Source organism: Obesumbacterium proteus, from assembly GCF_001586165.1.
In the GTDB taxonomy this organism is placed as follows: Bacteria; Pseudomonadota; Gammaproteobacteria; order Enterobacterales; family Enterobacteriaceae; genus Hafnia; species Hafnia protea.
Window position 1 is genome coordinate 283416 of the sequence record NZ_CP014608.1, and the last position, 23096, is coordinate 306511.

General features: G+C 50.4%; 16 protein-coding genes and 1 riboswitch. Of the genes, 8 read left to right on the plus strand and 8 right to left on the minus strand.

All coding sequences use genetic code 11. The features are described from left to right. Positions 1-57: 57 nt before the first annotated feature. The 5 genes from ubiA to malK all read right to left on the minus strand — a co-directional run bounded on the left by ubiA (position 58) and on the right by malK (position 5209). Positions 58-879 (minus strand): 4-hydroxybenzoate octaprenyltransferase, encoded by an 822-nt coding sequence (ubiA, locus tag DSM2777_RS01475; RefSeq protein ID WP_230599734.1) that lies wholly within the window; start codon positions 877-879, stop codon positions 58-60. 72 nt (positions 880-951) lie between these two features. Next, on the minus strand, positions 952-1467 hold the full coding sequence (gene ubiC / locus DSM2777_RS01480; RefSeq protein WP_046457556.1) for a chorismate lyase: 516 nt from the start codon (positions 1465-1467) through the stop codon (positions 952-954). A gap of 198 nt (positions 1468-1665) precedes the next feature. Then, on the minus strand, positions 1666-2571 hold the full coding sequence (gene malM, locus DSM2777_RS01485) for a maltose operon protein MalM (RefSeq protein ID WP_061555302.1): 906 nt from the start codon (positions 2569-2571) through the stop codon (positions 1666-1668). A gap of 132 nt (positions 2572-2703) precedes the next feature. Next, positions 2704-4002, minus strand: coding sequence for a maltoporin (locus tag DSM2777_RS01490; protein WP_156088317.1), 1299 nt, complete (start codon positions 4000-4002; stop codon positions 2704-2706). Between the two features lie 97 nt (positions 4003-4099). Beyond that, positions 4100-5209, minus strand: a complete 1110-nt coding sequence (gene malK, locus DSM2777_RS01495; RefSeq protein ID WP_046457554.1) for a maltose/maltodextrin ABC transporter ATP-binding protein MalK — start codon at positions 5207-5209, stop codon at positions 4100-4102. Positions 5210-5714: 505 nt separating this feature from the next. Between malK and malE the strand changes: the two genes are divergently transcribed. From malE to malG, 3 genes are all read left to right on the plus strand, one after another. Beyond that, positions 5715-6905 (plus strand): maltose/maltodextrin ABC transporter substrate-binding protein MalE, encoded by a 1191-nt coding sequence (gene malE, locus DSM2777_RS01500; RefSeq protein ID WP_061553003.1) that lies wholly within the window; start codon positions 5715-5717, stop codon positions 6903-6905. 149 nt (positions 6906-7054) lie between these two features. After that, on the plus strand, positions 7055-8626 hold the full coding sequence (gene malF / locus DSM2777_RS01505; RefSeq protein WP_061553004.1) for a maltose ABC transporter permease MalF: 1572 nt from the start codon (positions 7055-7057) through the stop codon (positions 8624-8626). Between the two features lie 16 nt (positions 8627-8642). Beyond that, a complete protein-coding gene (gene malG, locus DSM2777_RS01510) occupies positions 8643-9533 on the plus strand; it encodes a maltose ABC transporter permease MalG (RefSeq protein WP_046457552.1) in 891 nt (296 codons plus the stop codon). A 105-nt stretch (positions 9534-9638) separates the two neighbouring features. On the opposite strand, the gene psiE is transcribed toward malG, so the two are convergent. Beyond that, the gene (gene psiE / locus DSM2777_RS01515; protein ID WP_025802457.1) at positions 9639-10046 is read right to left on the minus strand and encodes a phosphate-starvation-inducible protein PsiE; all 408 of its coding nucleotides are present in this window, start codon (positions 10044-10046) and stop codon (positions 9639-9641) included. A 240-nt stretch (positions 10047-10286) separates the two neighbouring features. Here psiE and DSM2777_RS01520 point away from each other — a divergent pair, with 240 nt between their 5' ends. Both DSM2777_RS01520 and DSM2777_RS01525 read left to right on the plus strand, forming a co-directional pair. Further along, entirely contained in the window at positions 10287-11534 is a 1248-nt protein-coding gene (locus DSM2777_RS01520) for a dicarboxylate/amino acid:cation symporter (protein WP_061553005.1), read from the plus strand. A 106-nt stretch (positions 11535-11640) separates the two neighbouring features. Continuing rightward, on the plus strand, positions 11641-11931 hold the full coding sequence (locus DSM2777_RS01525; protein WP_061553006.1) for a hypothetical protein: 291 nt from the start codon (positions 11641-11643) through the stop codon (positions 11929-11931). Positions 11932-11936: 5 nt separating this feature from the next. Here DSM2777_RS01525 and pgi read toward each other — a convergent pair whose 3' ends face one another. After that, entirely contained in the window at positions 11937-13586 is a 1650-nt protein-coding gene (pgi, locus tag DSM2777_RS01530) for a glucose-6-phosphate isomerase (RefSeq protein ID WP_046457549.1), read from the minus strand. A gap of 333 nt (positions 13587-13919) precedes the next feature. On the opposite strand from pgi, the gene DSM2777_RS01535 reads away from it, so the two are divergent. From DSM2777_RS01535 to panS, 3 genes are all read left to right on the plus strand, one after another. After that, positions 13920-15722 carry a cation:proton antiporter gene (locus DSM2777_RS01535; protein ID WP_061553007.1) on the plus strand — a complete coding sequence of 601 codons (1803 nt, stop codon included), beginning with the start codon at positions 13920-13922 and terminating at the stop codon, positions 15720-15722. A 215-nt stretch (positions 15723-15937) separates the two neighbouring features. Then, positions 15938-16136: riboswitch (Lysine riboswitch) on the plus strand. Positions 16137-16253: 117 nt separating this feature from the next. Beyond that, a complete protein-coding gene (lysC, locus tag DSM2777_RS01540; protein WP_040044752.1) occupies positions 16254-17603 on the plus strand; it encodes a lysine-sensitive aspartokinase 3 in 1350 nt (449 codons plus the stop codon). A 119-nt stretch (positions 17604-17722) separates the two neighbouring features. Beyond that, positions 17723-18673: a ketopantoate/pantoate/pantothenate transporter PanS gene (gene panS / locus DSM2777_RS01545; protein WP_046457547.1), complete on the plus strand. Its 951-nt coding sequence runs from the start codon at positions 17723-17725 to the stop codon at positions 18671-18673. Between the two features lie 513 nt (positions 18674-19186). Here the strand turns inward: panS and metH are convergent. Continuing rightward, on the minus strand, positions 19187-22870 hold the full coding sequence (gene metH, locus DSM2777_RS01550; RefSeq protein ID WP_046457546.1) for a methionine synthase: 3684 nt from the start codon (positions 22868-22870) through the stop codon (positions 19187-19189). Positions 22871-23096: the final 226 nt, after the last annotated feature.

The following is a 23096-nucleotide window of genomic DNA, read 5'->3' on the forward strand; positions in this document are numbered from 1 at the left end:
GGCGCCGATTGGCGCCTTTTCTATAGCTTAGAACCTGTGTTTTTTCAGACCCTAATGTCAGATCCAAATTGAAAGCGCAATACCGATAAACAACACCAGTCCCGCATAGTTGTTATTCAAGAAAGCTTGGAAGCAAGGCATGCGCTCACGCAGTGCAATCAGCTTCTGCTGATGAATAAACAGCGCCCCAGCCAGTAAAATGCCCCAGTAATAAGCGCCGCTCAGCTGGTTTAAATAACCAATCCACACCATTAACAACAGCGTCGCCAGCTGTAACAAGCCAATGATGAGCTTATCAAAGCGGCCAAATAGAATCGCCGTAGACTTGATGCCAATGCGGAGATCGTCGTCTCTATCCACCATCGCATACTGGGTGTCATAGGCTACCGTCCAGCAAATATTCGCCAGAAACAGCAGCCAGCAACTTAGCGGCAAACTTTCGCTTACGGCGGCATACGCCATCGGGATTGACCATCCAAACGCCATACCCAGCACAACCTGTGGTAAATGGGTAAAGCGTTTCATAAAGGGATAGACCCAAGCCAGCGCAAGAGCCGCAACCGATAGCCAAATCGTCATGGCGTTCAGCGTTAACACCAGCCCAAAAGAAACCAGCACCAGCGCCACAAACAGAATCTTGCTCTCTTTCTCCGTCACTGCGCCACTTGGCAATGGACGATGCGCCGTGCGCTTAACGTGACCGTCTACACGACGATCGGCAAAGTCATTAACCACACATCCGGCGGCACGCATGAAAAAGACACCCAGCGTAAATACCACCAGCAGCTTTAGGCTCGGAATTTGACCGCCCGCAAGCCACAAAGCCCAATAGGTTGGCCAGAGCAATAATAGCGAACCAATCGGCTTATCAATTCTCATCAGGCGACAATAGGCCTGCCATTTGGTTTGAGTCACGAATCCCTCCAGTCATTCATTCCAATGATGACGACATCACAATTCATTATTAACACCATACAACGGAGACTCAGACAAAAAAAGTTCGGTTAACAACAAAGGTTTACCCGACAAACGTAAACGGCTGCGCCGCGCCCACAGTTCTCCTTGGGAACCCACCTGAATAAAATCACGCGTAAGCTCCGCCGCGTTGAACAAATAGCGCCCAAGTGGAACCGTGCCCAACGTCAATAAGGAAACCTCTTCCCCGGTAAGAGACGTTTCAGGGATCAGCGTGCGGCCAAACAGCCACGGCACATTATCACCACACAATAAAACTTCGCGTAGCCAAAAGCGCTCACAGTTCGGAAGCTGCATGGCTTCTTCGCCTAAAGATTGAACCGTGATAAAACCTTCACGCCGTGGAACGATAGTGACTTTGTCGCAGTAGCGCTCGAAGCGCGCGGTCATGGATTGACACTCGCCCAACCAACTGTGCTGCTGCGCAGTCAAATCGACTTCATGAATGGGGTGCCAATGAGTAACGTCCAACGACGGATGACAGTCAGTCATTCCGGTGACTCCAAAGCAGAATTTAGCGCCGACCCTCGCCCACGCTGAAAATGGGAGGTTCATTGTAACTCAGATTACCCGACGTAGGCAGAGCAGTAGCAATAGATGATCAATTTGGTAACAAAGAAGGAAAATCTAAAACAAAAAAAGGTGCCCCGAAGGGCACCCAGTCAAAGAGCCAGCTTTCACAGCGCGGGTTTAACCCTTGCCTTTCACGCTGTGAATAAAGGTTTCACGGGCAGTGGTTGAACCAAGTTGTTCGGCTTCATTCATCAATTTCAATGCTTTATCAATATCTCCGCCTTTCACCGCATCACGGATACCTTTATTGAAATATTCGTCAGTATCTTTGAGCATTGGCTGAGCCGGTTTTGCTGGCGCGGCAGCAACCGGAGCCGCGGCAGCGCCTACCACTACGGGCTGCTCTTTGGCCGCCATCGGCAAGATCCCGCCGATCATCACGTTACCGGTGTTCTGTTCTGCCTTCACTTTGATCTTGATCGTGCCCGTAGACTGATGGATCGCGATCGGATCAGGAATATTTGGCACCGCATTTCCTACCCCAGCCGCATAGGCTTTGGCAGGATCAACCATTTGGGTTGTTTTGGCTAAATCCTGCGAGGTGGTGTAGATCACCATATAGATCTGTTTTTGCCCTAACGCAGGCGTTAATTTCAGCGTGCCTTCCAGACGATCGCCGCTCATCACACCTGGTTGTTGATAACTGAAATAGCTGCTTGGATAAAATGCCGCAGGCCGCATATTTTCATCTAAAACCATTACGCTTGGGGCATAGACTCTTTTGCCTTCCACTAAGCTGCTGATGGTAATTTCAAGTGAGCCCCGATCGGCCGGTAATGCAAAAGCCCCCACCGCCCCTTGGATATCACCGACGTGCAACTGCGCGCTGCTGCTGGTTAAGGTTGCCGTTTTCGTTACTGGAGGAACCAACGGCTCCCATGGTAGCTGGTGTAACGTATTGGCAGGGATAGCCGGTGCTGTAGCAACATTCGCAGGTTGGATGGCGCTATCTGCCTGAACGCTAAGCGGCATAGCGCTGAACATCGCCAAGGCTACGCTCAACGCGATGGTATTCTTTTTCATGACAGCTTTGATTTTATTATTCATTTTGCTTTTCATTATGAACCACCTTAGAGACAACTCGGCTGCTATGGCAAGAAAGCAGCCCAGCTCAATCAAACGCGGCGGGATCGTCCCGCCGCCGTCAAACAACTGTTACCACCAAACTTCCATCTGCGCGCCGAAGGTGACTTCATCGTCATTTCCGCGGCTGAATTTGTGGGTGTTGTTATCGTTGTATGCAACGCCGTCGCTGTAACCGGTGTCGGTATTCGTTGCATAACCCCATTTCTCATCCCATTTCGCGTAGGTTGCGAACAGGCGGATTGCCGGACGTGACCAGATGCTATCGCCAGCCTGCCACTGCTGTGCCAACGTCACTTTGTACTGGTTGTTGTTATCGCCAGTGCGCTGTGATTTCACGTTGTCATAGCCGAACTCCATCAAGGTGCTCATGATTGGCGTCCATTTGTACATTGGGCGAATACCTGCGGTGTACCATGTGGTACCGTTTTTATCGTCGCGATCGATATCCTGATACATGCCCACGTACATCAATGCCCACTTATCATTGAAGTCGATACCACCGTGATCCAGAACGCGGATCATATGACCGTTGTTGTTGATGCTGGAGCCTTCGGAGTGACCTGAGTTATTTGAGGTCATGGAGTCAGTCGCATACTGCACGACAAATTTGTTAAAGCCGCTGTAGATTGACTGGGTATGTTCTGCGGTCACCATGACGCCGTCTTTCGAGGCATCTTTGGCACGATGGTAACCATCGGTTGGGTTAGAACGACCGTAGTCAAAACCTAATTCCAGCGTACCGCCCGGGTTGGTTTCCAAACCGGCTAAACGCACGTCGTAAACGTCGTTGGCGGTGTCTTTAACTAAATCACGCTGCTGCTGGGAGCTGAAGCTGGTTGAACCGCCGGTTTCAGTGTTACGCGTTGCGGCGATGGACAGTTTGCCGAAGCCCAGATCGATGTTCTCTAAACCTGCACCCGGACCTGAAATATCCCAGTAGTAGAAGTCGATCATATGAACGTCATGACGTTGGTAGAAGCGCTTACCCGCCCACAGCGTGGAGCCCGGCGCCCACTCGATGACGTTTTTGGCCTGAATGTTGGCTTCACGGAAGGCAGGATCTGTCGCTTCCCAGTCATTGGTCTGCTGCACGGAGTACGCTACGTTGGTATCAAAGTAGAAGCTCTTATCGCCGTCTTTCCATAGCTCTTGACCCAGCTTCAACTCCGCATAGGTTTCACATTCGTTACCCAAACGGTATTTGCTTTGAGCTCCCGTCGCTTTGAAACACTGTTGTTCGCCACCGCTTCCAGTCCAGCCGATACCGGAACGCGCGTAACCATGGAAATCTACAGCCAGTGCCTGTGTTGACAGCATCGCACTCGCAACAGCCAGTGCTAAAGGTACCTTGCGCAAAGTCATCATCATTCTCCTGAAGGGGTTGCCTGACGGCATAAAGTTATAAGTGTTCTTTGTTCAACGTATGGTCTAACGTATTGTTAACTAACATCTCTCTAACCCAGAGCTAGACACCTAGCTCCTTATGCAGCCGTCGGCAAGCGACACCATCTTCTCGGAACAGATGACAGCGTTCAGGTGGCAGGCCAATGGCAAATTTTGCACCTTCGTTTACCAGCACCACGTCGTTCTGGCGGTAAACAAGGTTTTGACGAATCGCGGGGATCTGAATATGAATTTGGGTTTCGTTGCCTAACTGCTCAACAACCTGAACATCCCCTTCCAAGGTGACTTCAGCATCATGACTCGGCAGTAAATGCTCAGGGCGGATCCCCAGTGAGAGGTTGCCGCCCACCTGCACATCCGTGCCTTCAACCGGCAGCCATACTAATTGGCGGTTAGGTAATTCAATCTGAACGCGCTGCGGTTCTGCAGCGGTCACTTTGACCGGTAGGAAATTCATTTTTGGCGAGCCGATAAAGCCCGCAACGAAACGGTTCGCCGGATAGTGGTAAAGCTCCAGTGGCTTACCGATCTGCGCAACGCTGCCGCCATCCAACACCACAATTTTGTCGGCCAACGTCATGGCTTCGACCTGATCGTGGGTGACATAAATCATGGTGCGCTCTAGGCGCTTATGTAGACGGGAAATCTCGATACGCATTTGCACACGCAAAGCGGCATCTAGGTTTGATAACGGTTCATCCAGCAGGAATACGTCGGGTTCAGCCACCAGCGTTCGGCCAATTGCGACGCGCTGACGCTGACCACCGGATAACGCTTTAGGGCGACGATCGAGCAAATGCGCCAGTTGCAGCACTTCAGAAACCTGATTCACCCGCTGGGTAATCTCTGACTTTTTGGTGCCCGCCAGCTTGAGGCCAAACGACATATTGTCGGCAACAGACAGATGTGGATACAGAGCGTAAGACTGAAAAACCATGCCGATGCCGCGCTCAGCGGGCGGCACTTCATTCATGCGCTTGCCTGCAATGAGTAGTTCACCAGAAGTGATATCTTCCAAACCTGCAATCATGCGCAGCAGTGTCGACTTACCACAGCCAGACGGCCCAACAAAAACCACAAACTCGCCGTCTTGGATTTCAAGGTTAACGTCTTTAGAAATGACGACGTCTCCGTAAGCCTTATATACGTTTCGCAGTGCTACGCTCGCCATGCGTTACTCCTGTCTGTCACTAATGAGGTCCACTAACGCGACATCTCAGCGGGCCTAATCCTTAGCCTTGCCGTTCAGCAGATGCGCCTTATCGATTGCTGCCGATAGTGCGCGTTAAGCAAAGAAGCGTAATCATCCGTAACAAAGTTTTTCATGGGGGAGGAGATAGGAGGATGAGAGAAAATAGCGTGCGGTGAAAAGTTCATACCTTTCAGTGAATTCGTGATCCTGCTTGCAAAAATAACCCTGTGATTTTGTGTCTACATCCACAGAATAGGCGGTAGTGTTAAGTAGATCACAAGAAACCCCCTTGGGGCGTAGAAGGGGGGAGGATGAGAAGCAATCTCGTGTAAAGGAGTATGGCACTGCATCAGAAATCCCCTACAAGCAGGGGGCTAACAACGATTCGTACTCTACGGCTTATCTGAACCGCTTCGGCCTCCATGCTCGGTGGTACAGACATCAACTCATACCTCGACAGAAACAGAACAAGAAGGATTGGATAATGACTAAGAAATCAGGCATCAGAACGCTCGCCCTTTCGGCTCTGGCTACGCTGGTTCTCTCCTCTTCCGCGTTCGCTAAAATTGAAGAAGGCAAACTGGTTATCTGGATTAACGGCGATAAAGGCTATAACGGCCTGGCCGAAGTCGGTAAAAAGTTTGAGAAAGAAACCGGTATCAAAGTGCTGATTGAGCATCCAGACAAGCTGGAAGAAAAATTCCCGCAGGTCGCGGCTACCGGCGATGGTCCTGATATCATTTTCTGGGCTCATGACCGTTTCGGGGGTTATGCACAGTCTGGCCTGTTGGCTGAAATCCATCCTTCTAAAGCTTTCCAAGAGAAGCTTTATCCGTTCACGTGGGACGCCGTTCGTTTTAACGGCAAACTGATTGCTTATCCCGTCGCTGTTGAAGCGCTGTCGCTGATTTATAACAAAGACCTTCTGCCTGAGCCGCCAGAAACGTGGGAAGAAATCCCAGCGTTAGACAAAGAACTGCGTGCTAAAGGCAAAAGCGCCATCATGTGGAATCTACAAGAACCGTACTTCACTTGGCCAATCATCGCAGCCGACGGCGGCTATGCCTTCAAATATGATAACGGCACCTACAACATCAAAGATGTGGGCGTGAACAATGCGGGCTCTCAGGCTGGCCTCCAGTTCATCGTTGATTTGGTGAAAAATAAGCATATCAATGCTGATACCGATTACTCCATCGCTGAAGCCGCGTTCAATAAGGGACAAACCGCGATGACCATCAACGGTCCTTGGGCGTGGTCTAACATCGATAAGAGCAACATCAACTATGGCGTTGCCCTGCTGCCAACCTTTAAAGGCCACCCATCCAAACCGTTTGTTGGCGTGCTCAGCGCAGGCATCAACGCCGCTAGCCCGAATAAAGAGCTGGCCACCGAGTTCTTGGAAAACTACCTGATGACCAATGCCGGTCTGGAACAGGTTAACAAAGATAAGCCACTCGGCGCGGTTGCCCTGAAGTCTTACCAAGAAACGTTGGAAAAAGATCCGAAGATCGCCGCCACCATGCAAAACGCCCAAAAAGGCGAAATCATGCCAAACATCCCGCAGATGAGCGCCTTCTGGTACGCCGAGCGTAGCGCCATTATCAACGCGGTAAATGGACGTCAGAGCGTGAAAGAAGCATTAACCGGCGCAGAGCAACGCATCGCCAAGTAAGTTCATCAGTAAATGACCCCACTCTAACCCTCCCCTTCACCGGGGAGGGAATTGCTCAGAGATCTCGGAATGGGCTGGAGAGGGGCTGAACACCGAATTTTAAGTTGTCCGTAACCGCCTCCGGCGTAAGAGAAATGAGGGAGAGTTTTATGTCGTTATCCCATACAGAATATCCAATCGCGAAGCCGGATAAATGGTGGCAGAGTGACATACTAAAATGGATAGTTATCGCCGCCATGTGCCTGTTTACGGGCTATCTCACCATTGTGATGTACGCACAAGGCGAGTACCTGTTTGCCATGTTGACGCTGGTTTTGCTGGGGTCAGGGCTGTACATTTTTGCCAATCGCAAGGCCTACGCGTGGCGCTATGTCTACCCAGGGCTTGCGGGAATGGGGTTGTTCGTACTCTTTCCCCTTATCTGCACCATCGCCATCGCATTCACCAACTACAGCAGCACTAACCAGCTCACCTTTGAGCGTGCGCAATCAGTGTTAATGCAGCGTCAATTCACCACGGGTAAAACCTACGGCTTTGGCCTTTACCCCGTAGGCGAACAGTGGCGCTTACAGCTGACCAATCCCGAAAACGATCGGCTTTATATCTCAGAGCCCTTTAGCTTCAGCGCTCAAGAACAGCGCTTAACCATGAAGCCTGAAAACACCGAACAGACGGGCGTTCGCGCTACGCTGCGGGTGATTACTCAAAACCGTCAGGCCTTAAATAACATCGTGGCAGTTTTACCTGAAAGCGGCGAATTGCGCATGAGTTCGCTGCGCCAGTTTGCTGGCACCAGCCCGCTATATACTCTTGAGCAAGACGGTGAAACGCTCAAAAATAATCAAACCGGCACCGTCTATCGCCCGAATACCGACATAGGATTCTATCAAGCGGTGAATGCACAAGGGCAATGGGAAAATGAACAGCTCAGCCCTGGATTCACCGTTTCTATTGGCTGGAAAAACTTTTTACGCGTGGTGCAGGACGAAGGTATCCGCCAGCCGTTCGTCAGCATCTTTATCTGGACCATTATCTTTTCAGTTTTAACGGTCGTGTTCACCGTTGCCGTCGGCATGGTGCTGGCATGTGTGGTTCAGTGGGAAGCGTTAAAAGGTAAGGCGCTGTATCGCGTAATGCTCATTCTGCCTTATGCCGTACCGTCGTTTATTTCGATACTGATCTTTAAGGGTTTGTTCAACCAAAGCTTCGGTGAAATCAACATGATGCTCAGCCATCTGTTCGGTATCAAACCTGCTTGGTTTAGCGACCCGCTCACCGCCAAGAGTATGATTCTGATCGTCAATACCTGGCTCGGCTATCCGTACATGATGATTTTGTGCATGGGCTTACTCAAAGCCATTCCAGACGATTTATACGAAGCCTCGGCAATGGACGGCGCTGGCCCAATGCAGAATTTCTTCCGCATCACGCTGCCATTGCTGATCAAGCCGTTAACGCCGCTGATGATTGCCAGTTTTGCCTTCAATTTTAATAACTTTGTTTTGATTCAGTTATTAACCAACGGCGGTCCAGATATGCTCGGAACCTCTACACCGGCGGGCTATACCGATTTGCTGGTGAGCTATACCTACCGCATCGCGTTTGAAGGCGGCGGTGGACAAGACTTTGGTTTAGCGGCAGCAATTGCCACGCTGATTTTCCTGTTGGTTGGCGCGCTGGCGATACTGAATCTGAAAGCCAGCAAAATGAATTTCGACTAAGGAGAGGGACCACAACATGGCAATGGTTCAACCGAAATCCCAGCGTTTACGCCTGCTGTTTACACATCTGATGCTGCTGGCCTTTATCTGCACCATCATGTTTCCACTGCTGATGGTGATTGCTATCTCGCTGCGCTCTGGCAACTTTGCGACTGGCAGCCTCATTCCCGAAAATATCTCTTGGGAACACTGGCAGTTGGCGTTGGGTATGACCGTCACTAACGCAGATGGCAGCGTCACTCCGCCACCGTTCCCGGTTCTTTTATGGCTGTGGAACTCGATTAAAATCGCCGTGGTTACGGCGATAGGCATTGTGACACTCTCCACCACCTGCGCTTATGCTTTTGCTCGCATGAAGTTCAAAGGCAAAAGCTCATTGCTGAAAGGCATGCTGATATTTCAAATGTTCCCAGCCGTGCTGTCGCTAGTGGCGTTGTATGCGCTCTTTGATCGCATCGGCCAGTATGTGCCATTCCTGGGTCTTAATACCCACGGCGGCGTAATTTTCGCTTACATGGGCGGGATTGCATTGCATGTTTGGACGATTAAGGGCTATTTCGAAACTATCGATAATTCGTTAGAAGAAGCCGCGGCGCTTGATGGCGCTACGCCTTGGCAGGCTTTCCGCTTGGTGCTTTTACCGTTGTCGGTGCCTATTTTGGCGGTGGTCTTCATCTTGTCATTTATTGCCGCGATTACCGAAGTGCCGGTGGCGTCTCTGCTCTTGCGCGATGTGAATAGCTATACGTTGGCCGTCGGCATGCAGCAATACCTTAATCCGCAAAACTATCTGTGGGGTGATTTTGCCGCTGCGGCGGTGCTGTCTGCGATTCCAATTACTGCCGTATTCTTGCTGGCGCAGCGCTGGCTGGTGGGCGGACTGACGTCCGGCGGTGTGAAAGGGTAATGCGTTAAAACCTGTGTCTTTGTTGTGCCATTGCAGTTATTCGATCCCGTTATAGCATTCGTTGTAACGACTTTGGCGGCCTATTGGCCGCCTTTTCTTTTCGCTTTATTCTCGCTTGAGCTTTTCTGTGTTCGCTAAAAACAGCGCCACCACAAGAACCAAAATGGCCGCCGAATAAATCAGCGTATCGGCTGGATTTTTGTGGTCGACAATAATCAAACGAATGATTGCGGTAATACCGATGTAGATAAAGTAACGTAAGGGAAAGTGATATCCCGACTGGAAATACTTCACGATAAGCGCAATGAACTCGAAGTAAAGGAAGTAGATAACGATCCCTTCAATGAGCAGATAAGAGGATGCGGTTTCGCTGGCGTTAAACAGCACCGTTCCCAGCGTGAAGGTTTCTTTCGCCAGAAACACCACTAAAATCACGGCCAGCATTAACAGGCCAGCATTCAAAATCCACTGCAAAATCTTCGCGATAGCGCTCGCTTGTTTGGTTCCTGGCATCGATGTTCCTCTGTGCCGTTAATCATTTTATGTGATCAAGTTAACAAAATGGCTATTTTGTCGTCTATCCCTAAACCAAAATAAATCTGCCTATCCTCAGATAGAAACTTAACGGCCCTCACATTTCGCGACATTTTTTTGCTAATCGTTTTACTATGTCGTCCGGCCAACTTTCGCCTTATCGCGAATGATTACCGCAGCTTATGCCAGGGTGTTCCAACGATTGAGAAATAAAATAATATGAAAATACTACGTCATTATGGTTTTACTATTTGCTTACTGCTAGGGATTATCCTCGGCGGGCTATCCGGCATCGTTTTCGGAGAAAAGGCCGCAATTGTGCAGCCGATCGGGGATCTTTTCCTTAATCTGATGTTTGTCGTCATTGTGCCGCTGGTGTTTCTCAGCATTTCGTCTTCTATTGCTGAAATGAAACAGATGGCGCGTCTGGGCAAGATTATGGGAACGGTGTTTGCCGTATTTCTAAGCACTGCGCTCATTGCCGCCGTTATCGCCTTCATCGGCACCCAGATTTACAACCCATTCCAAAACGTTGACGTCAGTACGCTGATTGCACATTTGCCACCCGCACCTGATTCACACGGCAAAAGCCTCGGCGAAATCATCGTAAATACTTTTACCGTTCCTGATTTCCTGCAGCTGTTTACCAAATCTAGCCTGCTGCCACTCATCGTGTTCTCCGTGTTGTTAGGGTTAGCTACCTCGATGTCAGGCGAAAAAGTTCAGCCAATCGCCAACTTTCTGACCTCAGGTACCGTCGTTATTCTTCGCATGGTGAAAATCATCATGTACGCCGCACCGGTTGGCTTAGGCTGCTACTTTGCCGCTACCGTTGGTCATTTAGGGCCACAGATTATCAATGGCTATCTGAATGCGTTCCTGCTCTACCTCATCCTGACCGTGATCTACTTCTTCGGTGCAAACACGCTGTATGCGTTTGTTGCAGGTGGAAAACTGGGCGTTAAAGTCTTTTGGTCTAACGTGCTGACGCCAGCGATTACCGCTGTCGCTACCTCATCCAGTGCGGCCTGTATTCCAGCAAACCTGATTGCGACTAAAAAAATGGGCGTTCCCCATGATATTGCTGAAACCGTGATTCCTTTGGGTGCCAACACGCATAAAGATGGCTCGGTAATTGGCGGTATCATCAAAATCGTTTTCTTGTTTACGCTATTCCATAAAGACATGAGCGATCCAATGAACATCGCCGCCATCATCAGCGTCGCATTCCTCGTTGGTGCCGTCATGGGCGCTATCCCAAGCGGCGGGATGACCGGTGAATTGATGATCTGCTCGGTGTTTGGTTTCTCACCAGAACTGGTCGGCACCATCATGATTATCAGCACCATCATCGATGTTCCTGCAACGCTGTTGAATTCCACAGGGAATACCGTTTGCGCCATGATGGTGACGCGATTTGTGGAAGGGAAAGATTGGTTGAAGCGCAAAGCCTGTATGCAAGGTTAAATACCCTGCGATACGCTTCGCAAAGCTAGCGAAACACCGTGGAAGTCCCCCTCTGAACAAGGGATAACGCCCCTCTTTGGACGTTATTTTTTTAGAGGGATTTTCCATGGCATTAGATAAAAAACTTCAGATGTTACAGCAGCATTTCGATTCACTCGCACAACGCACCGATTCTGATGGTATTGAGTTTTGGTTCGCGCGCGATCTCCAGCCTCATCTTGGCTATGCCCGTTGGGAAAACTTCCAAACCGCCATCATCAGATCTGTTGAAGCCAGCCGTTTATCTGGCTTCAAAGAACTCGACCATTTTCGTGGCGCCACGAAAATGGTCTGCTTCACCCAACAAAAACGCCACCTTTCACGGTGGCGTTTTTTATGTTTTAACTTAAAGGCTTAGCCTACTTATGCACGCCAATTTTTAAAGCGGTTAATCAACGCATTGGTTGAACTATCGTGGCTATTTACCTCTTCGCTACCGCTCAACTCTGGCAGGATACGGTTCGCGAGCTGTTTACCCAGCTCTACGCCCCATTGATCAAAGGTGAAGATATTCAGAATTGCGCCCTGAGTGAAGATTTTGTGTTCGTACAGAGCGATTAACAAGCCCAAGCTGTATGGTGTAATTTCACGCAACAGAATGGAGTTTGTTGGACGGTTACCTTCAAACACTTTGAACGGTACGATGTGCGCCACTTCTGCCGCTGTTTTACCTGCTTTCGCAAACTCTTCTTCCACTTCTTCACGAGATTTACCGAAGGCAAGCGCTTCAGTTTGAGCAAAGAAGTTAGACAGCAGTTTGCTGTGGTGATCGCCTAACGCATTGTGGCTAATCGCTGGAGCGATAAAGTCGCAAGGAACCAGTTTAGTCCCCTGATGAATCAGCTGATAGAACGCATGCTGGCCGTTAGTGCCAGGTTCACCCCAAATGATTGGGCCAGTCTGATAAGAAACTGGGTTACCGTTACGATCCACATATTTACCGTTAGATTCCATATTCCCTTGCTGGAAATAGGCTGGGAAACGGTGCATGTATTGGTCGTATGGCAGAATCGCTTCGGTTTCTGCACCGAAGAAATTGTTATACCAGATGCCAATCAAGGCGAGCTGTACTGGCAGGTTTTGCTCAATTGGCGTATTAGCAAAATGTTGGTCCATCGCATGGGCGCCGCTTAACAGCTGTTCGAAATTATCGAAACCAATGCTCAACGCAATAGACAGGCCGATGGCAGACCACAGTGAGTAACGACCGCCGACCCAGTCCCAGAACTCAAACATGTTGGCAGTATCAATACCAAATTCACCCACCGCTTTGCCATTGGTAGAAAGCGCGGCAAAGTGCTTAGCCACGTGTGCTTCATCACCGGCCGATTTCAGGAACCAATCACGTGCGCTGTGGGCGTTAGTCATGGTTTCTTGTGTGGTGAATGTTTTAGAAGCAACGAGGAAAAGCGTGGTTTCTGGGTTTAAGGTTTTCAACGTTTCGGCAATATGGGTACCATCGACGTTAGAAACAAAATGCATGCTCAGATGATTTTTGTATGGTTTCAGCGCTTCGGTCACCATGTATGGGCCTAAATCTGAACCACCAATACCAATATTCACCACGTCAGTGATGGTTTTACCGGTATAGCCTTTCCACTCACCGCCGATAACGCGTTCGCAGAACTTTTTCATCTTAGCCAGCACCGCATTCACTTCAGGCATAACATCTTTGCCATCTACGATGATTGGCGTGTTGCTGCGGTTACGCAAAGCAACATGCAGAACGGCACGGTCTTCGGTACGGTTAATCTTTTCGCCTGCAAACATGGAGGCAATCGCCCCCTGCAAATCCGTTTCTTTGGCTAATGCCTGCAGCTTTTCGAGGGTCTCTGTGGTGATGCGGTTTTTAGAGAAATCGACCAGCATCTGGTCATCAAAGGTAGCAGAGAACTTAGAGAAGCGGTCGGCATCTTGAGCGAACAGATCGCGCATCTGCACAGATTTCATTTGCTCGAAATGCTGCTGCAGCGCATGCCAAGCAGCGGTTTGACTAGGATTGATATTTTTCATAGCGACGCCTTTATGCTTGAGAATAAAAGAAAGTTTGTTCTTCAGACACATGTTCTTCTGAACATTGAGACTAACAAGCAACCAAACCCGGCGTTTCCATGAAAACTGGAATGACGACGAGCAGGTACTGAGTCATCTTTTCCCAACGATTTACCAAATTGTATCCTTTTCCCCTCGGGTTGCGATCACTTTTGTTGCGATAGTTGAAAACTGTTAACCCCTTTTGCCACCTGATACTGACTCCTTTCAGCCAAACACCAACGCCCCGCCATATTGTTGCTAAACTGTCATGATAACCAACTGTTTTTGTTAATCGTTTCTAAGGTTTATATTATGGAGCTATCAACCCCCTTAATGCTGGTGATTATCGGAATCAGCTCACTCGCGACTCAGTGGCTAGCTTGGCGACTACGAATTCCTGCGATTTTACCGTTGCTTATCATGGGTATCGCACTTGGCCCACTCACGCACGTAGTCAGCCCAGATGCCCTTTTCGGCGAACTGCTTTTTCCACTCGTCTCTCTTTCAGTCGCCATCATCTTATTTGAAGGTTCGCTAACGTTACGCTTTGAAGAAATTCGCGGGCTTGGCGGCGTTGTCCGAAATTTAGTCAGCATTGGAATGCTCGTGACCTTCGCCATTATTTCCGTTTCATGCTGGTGGCTGCTCGGCTTTTCCGCTGAGCTCTCTGCGCTAGTGGGCGCGGTGACTGTTGTGACGGGCCCAACCGTCATTGCACCGCTAATGCGCGTGGTTCGCCCCAAGGCAAGTATCAACCGCGTATTGAGGTGGGAAGGGATCGTCATTGATCCTGTCGGCGCTATTTTCACCGTACTGGTATTTGAGTTTATCGTTCTGCGCCAGAATTCCGAGGCATGGACTCACCTGTTTGTCACCTTTGGCAAAACCGTGGTGCTCGGCCTACTGATTGGTGCCCTATTTGGCTATGTACTCGGCGTAGCTTTACGCAAAGTGTGGATCCCTCGCTATCTGCAAAATCTGGCCGTATTAGCAGTGATGCTCAGTGCTTTTGGGTTCTCAAACGCGGTCGCTGAAGAATCCGGTTTATTGGCCGTTACCGTCATGGGGATTTGGCTTGCCAACATGCGTGACGTCGATATCAGCGACATTCTGGCGTTTAAAGAAGAGCTTTCGGCCATTTTAATTTCAGCACTGTTTATCATTTTGGCAGCGCGACTTGATATCGATGCGCTTTGGAATATGGGCTGGCCACTGGTGATAGTGTTACTGATTGTGCAGTTTATTGCCCGCCCGCTGTGTATCGCCGTTTCAACCGCAGGTTCATCGTTGAAGTGGCGGGAAAAAGCGCTATTGTCTTGGATTGCCCCGCGCGGGATTGTCGCCGCCGCCGTAAGTTCTTTGTTTGCGCTAACGTTACAACGAATGAATTACCCCGAGGCTGACAAACTCGTCACGGTGGTATTTGCGGTGATTATTGGCACGGTGGTGCTGCAAAGCCTCACCAGCTCACGTCTGGCGCGTTGGTTAGGTGTACAACAACAAAAACCGCGAGGCGTGCTGATTATCGGCGCTAACAGCGTTGCGCGCGCGGTTGCACAGGCACTGATTAAGCTGAAAATTCCGGTGATGGTGACGGACAGCAGTTGGGAATACTATCGTCAGGCACGTATGGACGGCATTCCCGCCTATTACGGGCACGCTTACTCCGAACACGCAGAAAACTACCTCGATCTCAGCGATACCGCTCAGGTCCTTGCCCTATCACCAAACCGGCATCAAAACGCCCTCGCGGTTTATCACTTCGGGCATATTTTTGGCGAACGCAAAGTGTTTTCCATTCGTTCCAGCGCACAGCTCAAAGGTCGCAGCAACGGTGAAAGCAGCCGTTTTCGTCGCCATGAGATTTTGTTTAATCGCGAAGCGACCTATTCACGCCTAAGCACGTTACTAGGCAAAGGTGCCGTGATTAAAGCGACCAAACTCAATGAAAACTTTGGCTGGGTCGAATATCTGGAAAAACATCAGGGAGTGATCCCTCTGTTCGCTCAAAAAGAAGATGGCTCTTTACAACCGGTGAATGAAAATAGCGTTCCAGCGATGCCATGTACGCTGGTTGCCTTGGTTCAGGGCGATTCAGTCATCACGCCAAACTAACATTTTATTAGCATGGCTTATCAGCTTACCGGTAGGCCATGCGCACGGCTAATAACAGAGTCATTCGCTATTAAATTATATTATTCAAGAAGATATAACTTAACTTTCGCCGTTGTAACTTATTCCCGTTCAAATTGAAAATCGCTCATGTTAATGACATTGACATAACTTCAATAAGTCGCTATTTCTAAAAACCTACTTGTACATCACGTGTACAAGCCAGAAGAGGCGCGTTGCTCAGGTAGCGTATCAGAGGAGCCGGTTTCCATTGACGATACGCGAGGGGGTGTGACGCCGAGGCGCAGCAGCCCACCGGAGAAACTGCTACGTCGGCTACAAGGGCTGAATCCCTTGGGCTGTCACCTCGATTCTCTGTATTCCGGGGGATCGGCAAGGTGAGGCGCTTCTGGGTGTATCGTAGCTTTAATCCCTACGTCTGCTCCCGTATACCGCTCTCTCCTTGTGCCAAGGTAATGGAATTTCTAGCCCGATTAAGTGAATTAACGCGGGCTTCCCTGACACGAGGCTTACATGAAAAATACCATCGTCGCAAAATTTGGCGGCACCAGCGTAGCTAACGCTGACGCTATGCAAAACAGTGCCAATATTGTTCTTTCTAATCCGAACGTGCGCGTGGTGGTGTTATCTGCCTCTGCGGGCGTCACCAATTTACTGGTAGAACTGGCTGACGGCTGCGATCAGGAGAAGCGTCATTACGTCATCGACGAAATTCGTCGTATTCAGTACAACATTCTCGATACGTTGCATCAGCCAAACGTGCTGCGCGATGAGATTGACCGCATGCTAGAGAATATCACCATGCTGTCAGAAGCCGCTGCGCTGGCCACCTCGCCAGCCTTGACCGACGAATTAGTGAGCCATGGTGAGCTGATGTCCACCCTGCTGTTCGTCGAGCTACTTCGCCAGCGTGATGTGAATGCTGAATGGTTCGACGTGCGTAAAATCATGCGTACTAACGATCGCTTTGGTCGCGCAGAACCAGACACACACGCATTGTACGAATTAGCACAACAGCAGTTGGTGCCACGGACACGGGAAGCGATCGTCATTACCCAAGGTTTCATCGGCAGCGAGGCTAAAGGCCGCACCACTACGCTTGGCCGCGGTGGCAGTGACTATACCGCAGCGCTGCTTGGTGAAGCGCTGAATGCCGCACGCGTTGATATTTGGACAGATGTTCCGGGCATCTACACTACCGATCCACGCATCGTGCCCGCAGCTCGCCGCATCAGCGAAATCGGCTTTTCTGAAGCTGCTGAGATGGCCACTTTCGGCGCGAAGGTTTTGCATCCGGCAACGCTATTACCCGCGGTACGTAGCGATATCCCTGTCTTCGTCGGCTCCAGCAAAGATCCTTCTGCTGGCGGAACCTTAGTGTGCAACAAAACAGAACAGCCACCGCTGTTCCGCGCTCTTGCATTGCGCCGCAAGCAAACGTTGATGACGCTGCACAGCCTGAACATGCTCCATGCCCGAGGCTTCTTGGCTGAGGTGTTCGGCATTCTGGCGCGCCACAATATTTCCGTGGATTTAATCACCACCTCTGAAGTCAGCATTGCGCTAACGCTGGATACCACCGGTTCTTGCACCAGCGGGGCAAGCTTATTAACCACATCGCTGTTAACCGAGCTGTCTTCTCTATGCCGCGTAGAAGTGGAAGAGAATCTGGCGCTGGTGGCATTGATTGGTAACAAACTCTCCTCAGCCTGTGGGGTTGGCAAAGAGGTGTTTGGCGTCATGGAACCGTTCAATATTCGCATGATTTGCTACGGTGCCAGCAGCCATAACCTTTGCTTCCTCGTTCCCGGCGAAAATGCCGAGAATGTCGTGCGCGCACTCCACAGCAACCTCTTCGAGTAACCCCTCTCCGCCGCTCCGGCCTTCCCGCCGCGCTCTGCGGCGGGGACATTAGATACCTGTTCCACACGCTAAAAAATAACGAATAACACACATCACAACATCATAAAAAAGGCCTAATTATGCTGGCAACGTTCACTCGTCTCTTTCCTCTGTGGGCTGTTCTGCTGTCCATCACCGCTTATTTCACGCCAACCACCTTTACCGGTATTGGCCCCTACGTAAGCCCCTTGTTGATGCTCATCATGTTTACGATGGGCGTAACGCTAAAAATTGATGATTTCAAACGCGTTCTATCTCGACCTGCGCCTGTTGCCGCGGGGATTTTTCTGCATTATCTGGTGATGCCACTCGCCGCGTTCTTGCTTGCCAAAGCTTTCCATATGTCACCAGATCTCTCAGCGGGAATGGTGCTCGTCGGCAGCGTGGCCAGCGGCACGGCTTCCAACGTCATGATCTATCTGGCTCGCGGAGATGTTGCGCTTTCCGTGACCATTTCATCGTTCTCAACGCTCGTTGGTGTTTTCGCGACTCCCTTGCTTACACGCTTATATGTCGATGCCACCATCAGCGTAGACATCATGGGGATGCTCATTAGCATCTTACAAATTGTGGTTATTCCAATTGCCGCAGGCTTAGCCATTCACCATATGTTTAGCAAGTTGGTCGCTCGCGTCGAGCCTTATCTACCGGCTCTTTCGATGCTTTGCATTTTAGCTATCATCAGCGCCGTAGTTGCGGGTAGTCAAAGCCACATCGCATCTGTCGGGCTGATGGTGATTGTTGCGGTTATTTTGCATAACGGTATCGGCTTACTGAGTGGCTATTGGGGCGGACGTCTGTTCGGCTTCGACGAATCCACCTGCCGCACGCTGGCGATTGAAGTCGGCATGCAAAACTCTGGCTTAGCCGCCACATTAGGGAAAATCTACTTCTCTCCGCTGGCTGCCTTACCCGGCGCTTTGTTCTCGGTTTGGCACAACCTGTCTGGCTCCCTATTGGCCGGATACTGGCAGGGACGTCCAACGGGAGATGAAAAGGAGAGTAAAAAAGAGGCATCGCGGGAGAGTTAAAACTTTTCATCTTTAGTTTATGGCAAATTTGAGTAAGGTTTCGAACGCCCATTAGTATCAATGTTTTCATGAAGCTAATGGTAAAGGCGTCCGATAAGGGTATGCCTGAGCGCATACCCTTAACCCGCGCTCTTTTTACTGAGTCGCTTGGCCGACCGGTCTCGGAGCACACATCCCTGTGTGCCCTCAACCTACCGCCATCATCCCTGATGGCGGTTCTATAATGCATTTCATACACAAATCTAAGGCCAGAGTCTTACCTATTTTTTTGAGGTCAAGTTTTGGAAGGAAGAGCCACGCCAACACGATGTTGGCGTGGAGTTTGGGGCGGCCATGGATGGCCGATACCAAACCGGAGCGGAAATGGCATCTTGGACAAAAGCGCGAGAGTCGAGAGGTTGCGCGCTAGCAACCTTTCGTCGGGAGCCTTCGGCAAAAGTCACATACAAATTCGGAGTATATCGGCTCCCGAAACCACACTCCCTACTCTACATAAGCGAAGACACTTCGCCATTAATCCGCATCATACCCAAGATTAGGCGCTAACCAGCGTTCAACCTCGCTAACCGGCATTCCCTTACGCTGAGCATAGTCTTCTACCTGATCACGTTGGATCTGCGCAACGGCAAAATATTTGCTCTCAGGATGACTGAAGTACCAGCCCGAAACCGACGCGCCTGGCCACATCGCATAAGATTCCGTGAGCTTCATGCCAACGCTATTTTCTGCGTCGAGTAGCGTCCAGATCGCTGCTTTTTCAGTATGTTCAGGGCAGGCAGGATAACCGGGGGCAGGACGGATCCCTTGATAGTTTTCACGGATCAGCTCTTCGTTACTGAGATTTTCATTGGCCGCATAGCCCCAATGCACCTTACGTACTTTTTCATGCAGATATTCAGCAAAGGCCTCAGCCAAACGATCCGAAAGCGCTTTCACCATGATTTTGTTGTAATCATCGTGCTGCGCCTCATACATATCGGCTAGCGTATCTTCTTCGAGCCCACCGGTTACCGCGAAAGCGCCGATGTAATCCGCTTTGCCGCTGGATTTAGGTGCCACGAAATCAGCCAGACAGTAGTTGGCGAAATCCGTTTTTTCCGTTTGCTGACGCAGATGGTGTCCCGTAACCAAAAGTTCGTTGCGGAACTCATTGCTATAGATTTCAACGTCGTCACCCACGCGATTAGCAGGGAATAGGCCATAAACCCCACGCGGATTTAACTTACCGCTGCGAGCCAAATCATCCAGCATGGCATTGGCGTCGGCAAACACACGCTTAGCTTCTTCACCCACCACCTCATCTTCCAAGATGCGCGGATATTTTCCTGCCAGCGACCACGTCATAAAGAACGGCGTCCAATCAATATAATTGCGCAGCACATCAATGCTGGCCGTCACCTGATGTACACCCAAACGATGTGGAACAGGCGGCGTATAATCGGCCCAGTCCAGTGACATCGCGTTCTCGCGCGCGGTTTCCAGCGTCACCGGTGGAGTACGTGGTTTCTTGCGTGCATGCTGAATACGCACGGTTTCATACTCTTTACGGGTACGAGCAATAAAATCAGGCTTTTGCGTTGGCGACAGCAGCGCCGCCACCACGCCTACGGTACGTGACGCGTTCGAAACATAGGTCGTTGGACCGCTATAGTTCTGCTCTATTTTAACCGCCGTATGTGCCTTCGACGTAGTTGCACCGCCAATCAGCAGTGGCAGATCGAAACCTTGGCGCTCCATCTCTTTGGCAACGTACACCATTTCATCCAGCGAAGGGGTGATAAGACCAGATAGCCCGATGATATCAACGTTTTGCTCACGCGCCGTTTTTAGAATTTTATCGCAAGGCACCATCACGCCAAGATCGATGATCTCGTAGTTGTTACACTGCAAAACGACGCCAACAATATTCTTACCAATGTCATGCACGTCGCCTTTAACGGTCGCCAACAGCACTTTTCCGGCCGATGTGCCTTTCTCTTTACTCGCCTCAATGAACGGTTCGAGGTAGGCCACGGCCTGCTTCATGACGCGTGCGGATTTAACCACCTGCGGCAAGAACATTTTGCCGTCACCAAACAGATCGCCGACCACGTTCATCCCGTCCATCAGTGGGCCTTCGATCACCTCAATAGGGCGATCGGCCTCAAGACGAGCCTCTTCGGTATCTGATTCAATAAATTCGGTAATGCCTTTAACCAGCGAATATTCCAGACGTTTTTTCACCGGCCAGCCGCGCCATTCGGCCTGCGGTTTAGTGCTATCGTCGTCGCTTTTACTGCCCCGATATTTTTCAGCCAGATCCAGCAAACGCTCGGTGCCATCTTCACGACGGTTGAGGATCACATCTTCCACCGCATCGCGTAGATCCGCCGGAAGATCGTCGTAGATCGCCAACTGCCCAGCGTTCACGATCCCCATGTCCATGCCGTTGCGGATCGCGTAATACAAGAACACCGCGTGAATAGCTTCACGAACCGGATCGTTACCGCGGAAAGAGAATGAAACGTTGGAGACACCGCCGGAAATCAGCGCGTGCGGTAGCTCAGCTTTGATATCCGCGCAGGCTTCAATAAAGTCCACGGCATAGTTGTTATGCTCTTCAATCCCGGTTGCGACCGCGAAAATATTAGGGTCAAAAATGATATCTTCTGGCGGGAAGCCGACGGTTTCAGTCAGCAATTTATAAGCACGACGGCAAATCTCAATCTTACGTTCGCGCGTATCCGCCTGCCCAACTTCATCAAACGCCATCACCACCATCGCCGCACCGTAGCGGCGAACTTTGCGTGCATGTTCGATGAATTTTTCCTCGCCCTCTTTCATTGAGATCGAGTTAACAATGCCTTTGCCCTGAATGCATTTAAGCCCTTTCTCGATCACCTCCCATTTAGAGGAGTCGATCATGATTGGTACACGGGCGATATCCGGCTCACCGGCGATCAGGCTAAGGAAACGCACCATCGCCGCTTCAGCATCGAGCATTCCTTCATCCATATTGATGTCGATGATCTGCGCGCCGCTTTCAACCTGTTGTAGCGCAACTTCCAGCGCCTCGGCGTATTTATCTTCTTTAATCAGCCGTTTAAATTTTGCCGATCCCGTAACGTTAGTACGCTCACCCACGTTAACAAACAGCGTATTGGCATCAATGGTCAGCGGTTCTAATCCAGCTAAACGACAGGCAACGGGAATATCAGGCAACACGCGTGGTTTCACGCCTTCGACGGCCTGACTGATTGCCGCAATGTGCGCCGGTGTGGTGCCGCAGCAGCCGCCCACAATATTTAGGAATCCGGCCTGTGCCCACTCTGAAATGTGCTCGGCCATCTCTTGCGGGCCTAGATCGTATTCACCAAAGGCGTTTGGTAAACCGGCATTCGGATGCGCGGTGACATAGCATTCTGCGATACGCGAGAGCTCGGCCACATATTGGCGAAGTTCATCTGGACCTAAGGCGCAGTTGAGGCCGAAAGTCAGCGGTTTGACGTGGCGCAACGAGTTATAAAACGCTTCGGTGGTTTGGCCTGACAGAGTACGCCCTGAAGCATCGGTAATGGTGCCGGAAATCATCACCGGCAGCTCGATCCCCATGGCTTCAAATTCGGTTTCCACCGCATAGATCGCGGCTTTAGCATTCAGCGTATCAAAGATGGTTTCGATCATGATCAGATCGACCCCACCTTCAACCAACGCATGCGTTGATTCCCGATAGGCTTCAACTAACTGATCAAACGAAATATTACGGAATGCGGGATCGTTAACATCAGGAGAAATGGAGGCGGTGCGGTTGGTCGGGCCAAGTACTCCTGCAACATAGCGCGGTTTGTCTGGCGTACGTGCGGTCCACTCATCGGCACATGCCCGCGCCAGACGCGCAGCTTCATAGTTTATTTCCGCCGACAGGGATTCCATGTGGTAATCCGCCATCGCAATGCGCGTTGAGTTGAAAGTGTTGGTTTCCAAAATATCAGCGCCAGCTTCGAGATACTCATAGTGTATCGCGCTGATGATGTCCGGCTGGGTAAGAACCAATAGGTCGTTATTGCCTTTTAGATCGCTTTGCCAATCGGCAAAGCGTTCGCCTCGGAAATCCTCTTCGGTTAACCGATAGCCCTGAATCATGGTTCCCATACCGCCATCCAGCACCAAAATCCTTTGGGAAAGCTGATGGCGTAATCTCTCAACGATTGTGCTCACTGTTGCTCCTAGTCTTTCATTTACCCTGATATCACCCGTCTTTTCGTGCAGGTTTTTTATTCAAAAAAGTGACGTTTCCTCATCCTAACATAGGTTTCAGTTCTGTTGGCGGAGGCGATCTTGAGACTTTTTCAGGTGACTTTTGCGTGCGGCCTCTGACTTTGAACACGTCGGAGCAGTTAAAAACCACGATCGCATCCATAATGTCGAAAACGAAAATAGATTC

Bases quoted from the DNA above. Each gene is read 5' to 3' on its own strand.
- ubiC (WP_046457556.1), bottom strand. From the start codon at position 1,467: ATGACTGACTGTCATCCGTCGTTGGACGTTACTCATTGGCACCCCATT.
- lysC (WP_040044752.1), top strand. From the start codon at position 16,254: ATGAAAAATACCATCGTCGCAAAATTTGGCGGCACCAGCGTAGCTAAC.
- malE (WP_061553003.1), top strand. From the start codon at position 5,715: ATGACTAAGAAATCAGGCATCAGAACGCTCGCCCTTTCGGCTCTGGCT.
- ubiA (WP_230599734.1), bottom strand. From the start codon at position 879: ATGAGAATTGATAAGCCGATTGGTTCGCTATTATTGCTCTGGCCAACC.
- DSM2777_RS01490 (WP_156088317.1), bottom strand. From the start codon at position 4,002: ATGATGATGACTTTGCGCAAGGTACCTTTAGCACTGGCTGTTGCGAGT.
- psiE (WP_025802457.1), bottom strand. From the start codon at position 10,046: ATGCCAGGAACCAAACAAGCGAGCGCTATCGCGAAGATTTTGCAGTGG.
- DSM2777_RS01535 (WP_061553007.1), top strand. From the start codon at position 13,920: ATGGAGCTATCAACCCCCTTAATGCTGGTGATTATCGGAATCAGCTCA.
- DSM2777_RS01525 (WP_061553006.1), top strand. From the start codon at position 11,641: ATGGCATTAGATAAAAAACTTCAGATGTTACAGCAGCATTTCGATTCA.
- malG (WP_046457552.1), top strand. From the start codon at position 8,643: ATGGCAATGGTTCAACCGAAATCCCAGCGTTTACGCCTGCTGTTTACA.
- malK (WP_046457554.1), bottom strand. From the start codon at position 5,209: ATGGCGAGCGTAGCACTGCGAAACGTATATAAGGCTTACGGAGACGTC.
- DSM2777_RS01520 (WP_061553005.1), top strand. From the start codon at position 10,287: ATGAAAATACTACGTCATTATGGTTTTACTATTTGCTTACTGCTAGGG.
- panS (WP_046457547.1), top strand. From the start codon at position 17,723: ATGCTGGCAACGTTCACTCGTCTCTTTCCTCTGTGGGCTGTTCTGCTG.
- malM (WP_061555302.1), bottom strand. From the start codon at position 2,571: ATGAAAAAGAATACCATCGCGTTGAGCGTAGCCTTGGCGATGTTCAGC.
- pgi (WP_046457549.1), bottom strand. From the start codon at position 13,586: ATGAAAAATATCAATCCTAGTCAAACCGCTGCTTGGCATGCGCTGCAG.
- malF (WP_061553004.1), top strand. From the start codon at position 7,055: ATGTCGTTATCCCATACAGAATATCCAATCGCGAAGCCGGATAAATGG.